Consider the following 12,177-nt stretch of genomic DNA (forward strand, 5'->3'; position numbering starts at 1 on the left):
CGTTTATGGATGCTTTGCAATGTTACTTATTAGTAATCCCGAGTTTTCTTTTTCTCTCAAAAAGTCTTTCAATTCAAGAGAATAATATTTATCTACCTGAAGGATTATACGCACATCTCCAATGCTTGTCAGCTTTACACCTTTGTTTATAGATGTTTCTAAGGTCCAGATTTCTTGAGTGAGTCGTATCTTAGAACTGACGAGTGGTATGATAGATTGACCATTATTAACAATATCCAAAAGCTGAATAAAGGAAGTATCATGAGCGTTTGGGTTTAGATACCGACTTCCCTGATGGCATTCACTCAACTCGTTACCATGTTCTGATCCTAAAGCTATTGTTTTCGGGAGATGAATCTCCGAAATTTGCCATGAGGAGTACTTTTGAGATTTGTTGTAAATAGTCTCTAGCTCTATTTCTACAGGAAACTTACCTACCCCTGATTCTGCTATCGCTACTATTTTAGCCTTTAATTCGGGAAACTCTCCTATTGTTACGTGTTCTTCAACTATATATTTAATAAATTGATCCACTTCATTGATGTAGGCTTGGTTTTTATTCAAACCACCCAATCTGACATCGTATTCATCAAAGAGACTTCTTACATATAAACCTCTAGGGTATATTTGCTTGGTAGAATCAGTCCAGCTTTTCCCATTTATAAAAGTTTGATAGTTAAACCGACTTATAAAGTCCCCAAGTCCTTTCACTTGCCATAGCATAAAGGACTCAGGTTTTTCTCTTTTGTATTCAGTAATTGTTGTGGTATCTAATTTACTTTTTTGACCATATACATTAATGGATACTATAGAGATAATTGTGATGATAAGTTGTATTCTCATGCTAGTTTGAAATTGAACTCTCTGTTTCTTCTACGGTGATATTGCCAAAGCTCATAATAAAAGTATCATTCTTATAAGATTGCCCAACCATAACATTTATAGCCTTTCTATCTTTGGAGCGATAAACCATTTTCTTATCCTTATACTCGCCAACAAAGTTTTGATAATAGTAGGACGTAGAATGGTACCTTCCATCAGGTCCTTTTTTAAAAGGGGTAGAATAATTTACTTGATATGAGGTTACTTTTACTTTTGCAAAATGCTTTAAATCCATAAGGTTTTCTAAGTATTCATTCACAGGAATAGCTCTGGTAGGGCCTGTCTTGGATGAAATTTGTATTGTTGGATACAGCGTTTTTTTCCCTTCACTGGTAGTTGTATCAGTTTTTTCAAAAAGAGATAAAGCTGCATTTAACGATCGCTTCCGAAGGTTTAATGGAATTTCTTTATCACTCAACTGTTGAATATAAAGCAACAAGTCCTCGGTTCTTTTATCGGCCAAATCCTTAAACTCTTGAAGTTGCTCTTTCGTAGGATCTTTAATATCACCCCTTGTCTGAGCTACACACGCTACATTAGCAAATATTAATAAGCATAATGCGATGACACGGTATAAATGAAAATTTTTCATAGTAGTTATTATTAGCGTATTTCTTGAATAGTGATAATTTGATATTTTCCTTGATCGGAAAATGTAGAAAGATTCTCTACAACATTTATTTCTTTAATAGCTTGTGCTCTAGAAACTAAAGAGGCAAGAAAAATATCTACATCTACTGGCTCAAGCTTATTTTCAATAAGATTAATATATTCTTTTACTTGAGCTACCGGAGGGAAAAATTTATTTCTATTTAGATCTAAAATTTGCCATCGTTTTTGTAATGAAATTCTTTCATCTACTAAAGTGTTAAGATATTTATTCATCTCACTGAATGATACGCTTGGTAAGGGTTTTGGTGGTGCAGGTTCTACAATAACGGAATCCTTTATTACAGGGTCAACTTTAACTATAACTGGACCATATACAGTTACATTTATTTCAAATATTGAATGCTGTATATGTCTAGATCCTTCGATTTGAGTTAATTTATTTTGTAATCTGACTTCGGCATCATCCAATAAACTTTGCCACTCAATAGTTAGGTTTTGAGCTTTTGCAAACGTTAGCGATTCTAACCAAGACCGTGTATAAATACCCCCATTTTCATCTCCCAATGCTTGCTCTTCTCTTCTAGAGGATGCAAGAATGATGTCACCTTTTGACTCTAAAAAAAGTTTTCTTAAAATATCGCTTTGATTGGATATACCTTTTCTTACCGGGGTACGACTTAGGACAGCTTCTGATACGGTATTATTACAGCAATCCGCAAACGACATACAAAGTCTAGCATTTTTCCTCTTTAACTGTTCGTGAACATCAGTCAAATTAAGGTTATTGACATCCTTTACCTTCAAATTGGGAAAAATACTCTTAGTGTTTTGTAGAGCAAATCCATGTCCTGAATAATAAAATACTAACACATCTGTGTCAGTCACGGTAAGGTCACTTATCTGTTTGTAGAGAGATCCTCTTGTGAATTGATCATAAGTAAGAATTGTTTTTTTGAAGTTGAGATTTAATTCTTTTGCTATTGTCTCAAATTCAAACTCTATGGTATTTATATCCTTCATGGTACTAAAGCCGATATCTGTTGCCTGAACATCGGCCATAATGATCAAACGCAAGTCACTAGCTAGTGTAAAGGTTGGTATTAGTAATACCAATAAGACACATATTTGTAATCGTTTATACATCTGAAAAAATTTTTAAATGAGATTAATTAACCATTGATACTCATAAATAGAATAAGCTTATCACTTGTAAAAAAGTTATTTACATATTTAGGGCAACATAAATTCGTAAATATATACCTCATAGCATATTTACAGGCTCTTTTTTTATTTTTCGGTGTCTATTTTTAAACCAATGTATAATAAAAAGGATGGATGGATTTTTCCTTTATTGAATTGATATAAGATTCATTAAACTTTTTGTCATTTCATATTGTCAATCTTCAAGTTTTAGTAATTGTATTCTATTTTAGTATTATGTTCTGTCTGTTATTCAAATCCTAAACTTTACAAATCACTTGATCTATTCTATTATTAATCGAAACCATTCTCAAAAAGACTTGTATGAAGGAGTCAAGGACGGAGATAGCTGGGCATTTTCGTTCATTTATCAGAGGACTTATGCCTCACACGTAAATAAGATGAACCAAGAAAAAGATGTTGCGTATGACATTTTCCAAGAAGTAATTATTGACTTATTTGAAAAAGTCAAATTGGGGACATTAGAAAAACGGGAAGAAAACACCTCAAAAATGATACTGAAATGGGTAAATCAACATTTGGAGTGGAAAAGACTTGACTATTGGAAGTCAAAACAAAGTTCTAGGTTTCAAGAAAATATCGACAACCACTCGGATTTTCAAACTACCTATATTTCAGATACATTTTTCTACAAAGAAATCATTAGGGAAATTCAAGCTCTTGGAGAGTCTTGTATTGAAATACTTATGCTAAAACTCATTGATGAGCTAGACTGGGATGAAATATATGTACAATATCCAACAGTAGCACAAGCTACACTTCGAATGAGATTTAGTAATTGCTTAAAATCCTTAAGACAACGTATCAATCTTTAAATTTCATGAAAATAACAGACGAGGAAAAACTAGAATTGATTGAGTTTATCATCAATCGTACTAATCTAGAAAAAAATGAAGAGATTTCTCAAAGAATTGCATCTGATAATGCTTACAAAACCGAGTATGAATCGCTAAAAAGAATTCATTTGGGGTTTCAAGTATATGATGTCTCCAGAAAACTGCAAGAAATACATGCAAATGGAAAAGTTCAAAATTTATGGACTCAGTATATAGCAGTGGCAGCAAGTCTGTTTATAGTAGCAGGATTATTCTTATGGCAAAATAGTACTAATAAAATCGATGGTGTTCAGATTTATCAAGCCTATTACAGTTCACCACAGGTTTTTGTGAATGCCTCTGCAGATATTGAAAAAGAATTTAATCACGCCATTGAGCTACTCGACCAAAAAAAGTATCGCGACGCTATCATTATTTTACGCACTAATAACCATCCTTTTGCTTCTTGGTACTTAGCATTGGCATTATTGCATGAAAACCGTGTAGAAGAAGCTAAAATATACCTTGTCAAGTTGAGTAAAAATATAGACAGTCCATTTCAAACAGAGGCAAAAAAAATCTTAGCGCAAATAGAGTAGTTATGTGGTCTCCAAAAGAAAAAATCTTCCTACCGAAAAATAAATTTTCTTCCAAAATCTAAGTTAAATAGTCTAAATTTTAGGTCAGTCTTTTAATTCATACTCTACAGACTGTTAAGGTTTTGTCAAAAGTTGTATTTATAGGTGCATTACTATGAATTATCTTCAACTGAATGTGTTTATTAATGCTCTCTCAGTAGCACAGTCACTACATATTCTTAATACTCAACACTATGAAAACCTACAAACATTTCTATTTGAGTTTTTTAACAATTCCTATGTACTTCCTATTAAGTGTTATAAGTACTCCCATGAGTTATAGTCAAACAGCTCAAGAGTGGTATGATTTGGGGATCGACACAGGAGACAATAAACAAAAGATTAGGTATTTCGAAAATGCGATTCGAGAGAATGAAAATTTCGCGTTGGCTTACTATCAAAAAGGATTAGTATTCTTAAAGTCTTTCAAATACGAAGAAGCACAGGGACTTTTCTCTACTGCTATCAGTATTGAAGAGCGTGCTGAATTTTACGATGCAAGAGCTGAAACTTTATTTTTATTGAAAGATTATCCCAAGGCTTTAACAGATTTTAATGCTTCTTTGACACGTAATCCAAATAATAAAAAAACGCTACTACTAAAAGCTAACACGCTCATAGAACTAACCAAATTTGAAGATGCCCTCAATATTACAAACAATATTCTTAAGTTAGAACCTCTGAATACAAATGCTTTAACTAGTAAAGCTATTTGTCTTATAAATCTTTCAAAAGTAGACGAAGGGCTTAGTATCGTCAGAGAGGTGCTAAAACGAGAGCCCCGCAATCAAGATGCCTTATTCTCAATGGCGAAATACTATGAGAGAATAAATGATAAGGCTAATGCCAAAAGTACATACACTCAAATTCTGGCTATCAATAACAAAAATACCAAGGCTTCTGAGGCAATATCCAGAATAGACAAGAGTGAAAATGAATGTAACAACTGCGGAGATATATCAGGTCTTCCTAAATTAAGTCAATTCAAACGAAAATACGGTTTGATGATTGGAAATTCTGCTTATTCTAGTTTGAGTGGACTTATGTCAAAACCTATCAATGATGCCAATGATATTGCAAAGCTTTTCAAGACATTAGGAGTAGATACTAGAACAAGCACAGATTTGGACCTCAACGGATTTAATAACAAGCTTAACTCATTTTGTAATGAAGTTGAAAATGCGGATGCTGTATTCCTATTTTATGCTGGTCATGGTTTTGAAAAAGATGGGCTTAACTATTTAATTCCTACCGACGCTAAATTTCCGATTGATTATCAGAACTACATCAAGATTCAGGATATTTTGTACAGACTCCAACAAAAAAATGTAAAATACATAGTAATGATCATAGATGCCTGCCGCTCCTATGACCGAGGTTTTGTTCCCATTCCAGCAAGCGATACTACTGTAAAACATGTTAAAGTGACTCCAAACGCAGCGAGTAACTATTATATAGCTTATGCTACTTTGTCGGGGCAAACTGCGAGTAACGGAAGCTCAAAAAATGGTATTTACACGGCAGCTCTACTTAAGAACCTCACCCGAGGTATAAGAATTGATGATGCCTTTAGAAATACGCGTACAGAAGTATTGAATATGTCTGGTAATCTACAGCTACCTGAAAACCTTGAAGGTATGTCGAAATCTTTTATTATTGACTAATCTATGCGCTCTATCTCTAACTGATGTATGTATGAAAAATCTCTTATCTATTATCGCCATCTCTATTGGTATCATCTCTACTTCGTTTGCCCAAAAGGTAGGACATTCTTACACCAAAATTGGTCATGTTGTCAGTTTTGTAAATACTAGTAGCTCTCCGAGAATGAAATTTATGATAGATGATGATTGGAAGGATCTATATTTTATTCAAGAGTTTTCGGATACTTCACTGGTATTTAAAAATGAAAAAGAAGCAAAAGAATATGATAAGCTTTATCAAAAACGACAAGACTTAATCAAAGACCAATTAGACCTTATTAAAAAGATAGAACTCGCCCAAACAGCTAAAAAACCTAAAGATGCACAAAAATTACAGGAAAAACATGATAAAATAAAGATTGAAGCCATAGATATACGTCAGTATCTCAACAATCGAACATACCTAAAACCTGGAATGACTGTCAATTTAACTTTTGAGTACTTTCATCATGAGAATAGAAATGTGGTGACAAAACTCACTATAATGGATGACTTTACTAAAAAAGATAAAATAGAAGGTCTTATCGAGTCTACTGGAGATGTAGCGGTGGTAAATGGCAAAAAAGTCCGCTTGACTACTGGGTCATTCTTGTCTGGTAAAAATCGAACTAAGAAAAAAGGGGGATATGAAGGTAGAATATTCAAATCATTTTCAGAGCTTGATATGGGTATGTCACTCGAATTATCAGGGAGATACCAAGAGGATGGCATTTTTTTAGTCTCGTCAGGAGAAGTATATCCATCAGATTATAACTCCAATGATGATAAGCTCAAAAAGATCGCTACAGAATATATCAAGTTCAAGGGAAATACGGTGTCTATGGGTAAGGAAAAGTTTGACTTAATCAAGGAGGGAAATATTAGCAATTACGTTGACAAAATAGGACAAAGTCTCATACCTGCATATATGAAAATGTTGCCAACAACTTCGCCAGATTACGTCAATTTTAAGTTCCACATTATTAAAAATGATGACTTCAATGCTTGTGCCTATTCAGATGGCAATATTTTTATCAATACAGGATTACTCCTTAAAGTTGAAAATACTTCACAATTAGCAACAGTTTTAAGCCATGAAATTGCCCATGTTGTTAATAAACATAGTAGGAAAAACTATGAAACATCAAAAAGTATAGGGGATATCATGGACTTTATTTCTGAAATCTTTAAACAAATCAAGGATACTACATTGCTTGGTATCGACAAATCTGAAATGGATACTTTCCTGCGAGCCTATGGTGCGCCAGCTTTTAGCGCCGGTTATTCTCGCACATTAGAAACTGAAGCAGACAGATGTGGTCTATACTACATGACTAGGGCTGGATATGACCCACGCGAAGCTAGTGAGATTTGGTACAATATGTCAAAAAGCGCAATTTCAGAAGAAGTTATTTCGGACGATGATATATTTACTAGAATAGCAAGAATTGGAGAGAAAAAAATGGCCTCCATCTATTCATCACATCCCGAATTACTCAAAAGAGCACATAATATAGATATGCTTGTTGCTATGAATTTTGGAGACAAAAACTTCGAAAATGATCGAAGTATGTTCCAATCCCAACAACAGGAATATCAAAGTTTTAAAAAGCATTTGTCCGCTGTTTTGAGTCCTCCAAAAGTTAAAATAGAACCTGTGTCTCCCCCTTCTACTCACAAACCTGAAGACAAGAGCAAGTACACACAGCCACCTAAAAGCAAACCCAAAAAGAGTACCAAAAACTCTCATTAAATGATCAGCTCAATTATCATCCCAATTGACGAGATTATGATAGAGCAAGGATAATCAATCACATTACACTAATTAATTATGAAACAAATTTACGCTTTTCTATGGCTTTTATTGATATGCCAACAGCTTATCGCCCAAAAAAAGGGGATGGTGCCTGTAGGAAATCAGCTACCTATTGGTACAGAACGCCGTTTAGCCTTGATAGTAGGTAACAAAGACTACCAAAATCCCGATGCTGTACTTAAAAACCCTATCAACGATGCCATCGCTATGCGTAATGCTTTACAAAAGCTTGGTTTCGATGTACTGTATTACAATAATTTAGATAGAGTCGCTTTTGAAAAAGCAATAGATGATTTTGGAGTAAAGCTGAATAACTATAACGTAGGCTTATTTTATTACTCTGGGCATGGAATACAAGCCCAAGGCGAAAACTACCTAGTACCAATAGATGCCAACATTATCGGAACGGAAGCAGTAGTCAATTACACTTGTGTAAATATGGGACGAGTGTTGGGCTTGATGGAAGGCTCAAAAGCAGAGACAAACCTAGTTTTTTTGGATGCTTGCCGTAACAACCCTTTTAAAAAGAGTTGGGGTAATAAAGGTGAGATACAGCGAGGCTTTGCCATCCCCCGCAACCCACCCGGGACTTGTGTGGTATATGCTACTAGTGCAGGAGCAACGGCAGATGACAACGTAGCTTCAACGAATGGTTTATTTACCGAAAACCTATTGCAGTATCTCAGCATACCCAATATGAGCTTGTCATCAATTTTGAATGGAACTCGTAAAGAAGTATATAAAAAAAGTAACAAAACCCAACTCCCTGAAGACCATGTAAAATTGCTTGGGGATTTTTACTTTTTGGTAAGCAGAGATGCTCCTAAGCCCGTGCCAGTACACTCCGAAATAAACTCTTACAAAAAAATAGCCTTGGTCATTGGTAATGCTAATTATACTAGTGGTCCTCTGCTCATAAATGCAACCAATGATGCTGATTCAATGGAAGTGGTGCTTAAAAAATCAGGCTATGAAGTTATCAAAATGAAAAACCTTAGTAAAATTGAGCTAAGAAAAGCCATTGTTTCATTCAATGATAAGCTTTCATCATACTCCGAAGCCTTAGTTTATTATTCAGGATTTGGCTTGGTTTACGATGGACAAGCCACGATTATCAGTACAGATTTTAAAAATGAGGCATTTGACACTGAAGTAACACTCAAGGAGGTTTTTGCAGAAAGTAATGCCAATAGGCGTGATTTAACCAAAATCATTATTTGGGATTCTTGTTTAGGTACACAATCGAAAGTTGAAACTGCCCCAGATTTTAACATTCCCCAAATAAAAAACAGTATTTATTTATTTGCCACTGCTGTTGGAGGAGTCGCTATGGATGGCTATAATTCAGGTCGTAATGGATTATTTACCTCAGTATTATTACAACAATTAGCAATTCCCAACCAACGTATTCAACAAATTGCTATAAACACCCGCAATAAAGTCAGAGAGTTATCTGATAATAAACAGGTTCCATTTTCGTGGGAAAATCTATATAATGAGGTTGTCTTCTTAAAGAGAACAGATCGCTAAACTAGTAAGATTTATTCAAACGAGGTATAAGCTCTAAGGTATAAATACAAAAGTAAGTTATTCTCTTGTGGAATAGAAAAAACCGCAAGAGAATATCCACTATTTGAAAGGTGTAATATGAAACGGCTTTGTCCATTTATTTTCATATCGATGTATGCCGAATCAGCTAAGGAATCAGTAGTCATCTTCAATGTGCCTTTACTAGAACAAGAAAATGACTCTCCTCAAAAAGTTCTAACCCCTTTGGGTAAATCTTGGCAAATAGGTACTCTTATCAATACACACTAAAAATCAATAGGTTATCCTCAATTGACAGCACTGAAATAGGAATTAAACTTGTATTTTACCCTAATGAAACCACTTTATCTTTTCCTTTTTTTACTACTGTGTAGCCAACAGCTTAACGCCCAAAATAAGGGCATGATTCCAACTGGTAAACAATTACCTGCTGGTACAGAAAGGCGTTTGGCATTGGTGATTGGCAATAAATACTATGCGTATGCAGGCCGGTTAAACAATACTCACAATGATGCCGACGACATGGCGAAGGTTCTACAAAACCTTGGCTTTGATGTAATCTTGAAAAAAGACTTAAGTATGATTGATTTCCAGAAATCGATAGATGACTTTGGGACAAAACTGGGGCAATACAATGTTGGATTGCTGTATTACAGTGGTCATGGTATACAATATCAAGGTGAAAACTATCTGGTACCGATAGATGCCAAACCCAATACAGTCGAAGATATCGAATACACTTGTGTAAAGTTGGGTAGAGCTATGGCAAAGATGGAGGGAGCAAAATTGAAAGTATCCTTAGCATTTTTAGATGCTTGTAGGAATAATCCTTTTCCGAGCAGTAGTCGAGCAGTTGGACAAGGATTGACAATACCCAACAACCCACCAGGGAGCTTTGTAGTATTTTCGACAAGAGCTGGAAGTACAGCTGACGACAACAGTAGTGGAAGGAATGGGCTATTTACTTCTGCATTATTGCAAAATTTGTCACAAGCCAATGTAGGCTTGAGAACAATGATAGATAACGTGATAGAAACCGTTACGCAACGCTCTGGCAACAGCCAAATACCTGGTCGCTATGATGAGCTACGAGGAGATTTTTATTTTTTAGTAGGTGGTGAATCTAAACCAGAACAAGAAAAACCCATTATAATAAATAGAGAAGAACCAAGCCCTATATCCAAGAGAAGCAAAAAACTATTCCCGTATGAACCAGAAATAGTTTTTGTGCGAGGTGGAACTTTTAATATGGGTAGTAATGATGATAACTTGTTGGCTAAACCCATGCATCAGGTTATATTAAGTGACTACTATATAGGCAAATACGAAGTAACACAAGAACAATGGAAAGCTGTCATGGGAAATAACCCAAGCGAATTTAAAGGCTGTCCTACTTGTCCTGTAAACAATGTGAATTGGAATGATATACAAAAATATCTTCAAAAGCTCAATGCACTTACGGGTAAAATATATCGATTACCTACCGAGGCGGAATGGGAGTATGCTGCTCGCGGGGGAAGTAAAAGTAAAGGGTTCATTTATAGCGGCGGTGATGATATTGAAAATATAGCTTGGTGGTATGGAAACAGCAACCATCAAACACATCCTGTAGGTCAAAAAAAGCCTAACGAATTAGGTATTTACGATATGACAGGTAGCCAAGCAGAGTGGTGTAATGATTGGTTTGACGAAAATTATTACAAAAATAGTCCAAGCATCAACCCTAAAGGTCCTAATGAAGGTACGCATCGAATTGTCCGAGGTGCTAGTTGGCGTGGTTTAAAGGATGATAGTCGTGTTTATTATCGTGAAGTATTGCCCCCCAATAATACCTCTTATGGAGTCGATTATGGATTGCGTATCGTATTAGAACATTAGTTTACGGGAAATATTTGAATAAAAAATATACCCAAAAATTGCGGTCTACGTTTTTGGGCTGTTACATATTTGATAGAATTCTTACCAGCAAAACACAGAATATATAATGAAATAGTTCTTACTCTTAACATTATTTTTCTACAGATTGAAATAGTTGCTTGAACAAAAACGTAACTATAAATCAACTTTATGGAGACTAATTACGATATTAATTTATTTTAACCTTTGAGTAAGTTTATTTACTATCATCTCTTAGCTGCAGTCTAATATTTTATTTGAAACCCTAAAATAAAATATAAAACAACTTCTGATGTACATAGATGAACTCTGGATAATAAAATGAAAAACTTGATGATGAATAACAATTAGAAATTATTCGGAACATGTGCTCTATCTAAAGGTTTTGCCATTCCTTTGTGAACAAGCCATAAATACCAATAATGAGATTTAATTAAAGTACACCTTGCTAAGTTTGATAATACAAACTCCTGTAATATAGATGCAGAGATTGAAACAATATCAAGACCAAGTAAACCAACTTAACCTATCTTGAGTACAGCTTTCATATAACAGTAACCAGTAATGAAATCACAATGATATTGACAGAAGCAATTCGACCAAATTTCCATCGACTAGACAATAAAAGAATATGTACTAGCATAAACTAAAATGATTACTCATGAAATTATGATAAAGCGATAAAAAATTTCGGCTCTGTTTTTGTGCACAATCATTAAACCGTTTTATAAAAAGTTATCTTTTATCTAAATCGCCTAAAATGAAAGAGTGGTTAAGTATTAAAAATACCTCTCTTCATTTCTTTTTTTAGTAATCATTACAACGCACCCTATGACAAAATCAAACTTTACATTCTTGGCTTCAAAATGGCCAGAAATGTTCCAATTAGCTCAAAAAGCTGAATTAGAAGTTTTTAAAGACCCTAGTAATTGTTGTTTTCTATGCCGAAAATCCCTTGAAGGTTTGTCGGCTTCCCATTTTTAGTACAGATTAAAAATATACATAATCTGTCTACTTTGATTATGTTTTTAACCCTTCTTGGGCTGAGTGTAGCGTAGCGGAACGAA

At 34.6% G+C, this 12,177-nt stretch carries 11 protein-coding genes; 8 read left to right on the forward strand and 3 right to left on the reverse strand.

Going from position 1 to position 12,177, the window contains the following annotated elements; all coding sequences use genetic code 11:
* Window positions 1-3: 3 nt before the first annotated feature.
* From GVN22_RS24510 to GVN22_RS24520, 3 genes are read right to left on the reverse strand one after another with little or no spacing between them, the layout of a single operon-like run.
* A complete protein-coding gene (locus GVN22_RS24510) occupies window positions 4-843 on the reverse strand; it encodes a hypothetical protein (protein WP_166553643.1) in 840 nt (279 codons plus the stop codon).
* A gap of 1 nt (window position 844) precedes the next feature.
* Window positions 845-1,474 carry a hypothetical protein gene (locus GVN22_RS24515; RefSeq protein WP_166553644.1) on the reverse strand — a complete coding sequence of 210 codons (630 nt, stop codon included), beginning with the start codon at window positions 1,472-1,474 and terminating at the stop codon, window positions 845-847.
* Between the two features lie 11 nt (window positions 1,475-1,485).
* Window positions 1,486-2,637 (reverse strand): caspase family protein, encoded by a 1,152-nt coding sequence (locus GVN22_RS24520; protein WP_166553645.1) that lies wholly within the window; start codon window positions 2,635-2,637, stop codon window positions 1,486-1,488.
* A gap of 335 nt (window positions 2,638-2,972) precedes the next feature.
* Here GVN22_RS24520 and GVN22_RS24525 point away from each other — a divergent pair, with 335 nt between their 5' ends.
* The 8 genes from GVN22_RS24525 (at window position 2,973) to GVN22_RS24560 (ending at window position 12,094) form a co-directional block, all read left to right on the forward strand.
* On the forward strand, window positions 2,973-3,530 hold the full coding sequence (locus GVN22_RS24525; RefSeq protein WP_166553646.1) for an RNA polymerase sigma factor: 558 nt from the start codon (window positions 2,973-2,975) through the stop codon (window positions 3,528-3,530).
* 5 nt (window positions 3,531-3,535) lie between these two features.
* Window positions 3,536-4,129 (forward strand): hypothetical protein, encoded by a 594-nt coding sequence (locus GVN22_RS24530; protein ID WP_166553647.1) that lies wholly within the window; start codon window positions 3,536-3,538, stop codon window positions 4,127-4,129.
* Between the two features lie 233 nt (window positions 4,130-4,362).
* A complete protein-coding gene (locus tag GVN22_RS24535; protein WP_166553648.1) occupies window positions 4,363-5,832 on the forward strand; it encodes a caspase family protein in 1,470 nt (489 codons plus the stop codon).
* Between the two features lie 31 nt (window positions 5,833-5,863).
* Window positions 5,864-7,603, forward strand: a complete 1,740-nt coding sequence (locus GVN22_RS24540) for a M48 family metallopeptidase (protein ID WP_166553649.1) — start codon at window positions 5,864-5,866, stop codon at window positions 7,601-7,603.
* 78 nt (window positions 7,604-7,681) lie between these two features.
* Window positions 7,682-9,196, forward strand: a complete 1,515-nt coding sequence (locus tag GVN22_RS24545; RefSeq protein WP_166553650.1) for a caspase family protein — start codon at window positions 7,682-7,684, stop codon at window positions 9,194-9,196.
* A 117-nt stretch (window positions 9,197-9,313) separates the two neighbouring features.
* Window positions 9,314-9,484, forward strand: coding sequence for a hypothetical protein (locus tag GVN22_RS24550; protein WP_166553651.1), 171 nt, complete (start codon window positions 9,314-9,316; stop codon window positions 9,482-9,484).
* Window positions 9,485-9,547: 63 nt separating this feature from the next.
* Window positions 9,548-11,092 carry an SUMF1/EgtB/PvdO family nonheme iron enzyme gene (locus tag GVN22_RS27775; protein ID WP_205691029.1) on the forward strand — a complete coding sequence of 515 codons (1,545 nt, stop codon included), beginning with the start codon at window positions 9,548-9,550 and terminating at the stop codon, window positions 11,090-11,092.
* 849 nt (window positions 11,093-11,941) lie between these two features.
* Window positions 11,942-12,094 (forward strand): hypothetical protein, encoded by a 153-nt coding sequence (locus GVN22_RS24560; RefSeq protein WP_166553652.1) that lies wholly within the window; start codon window positions 11,942-11,944, stop codon window positions 12,092-12,094.
* The last annotated feature ends 83 nt before the right edge of the window (window positions 12,095-12,177 follow it).

Origin of the sequence: Cellulophaga sp. BC115SP (assembly GCF_009905545.1) — a bacterium.
Classification (GTDB): Bacteria; Bacteroidota; Bacteroidia; order Cytophagales; family Spirosomataceae; genus Flectobacillus; species Flectobacillus rivi.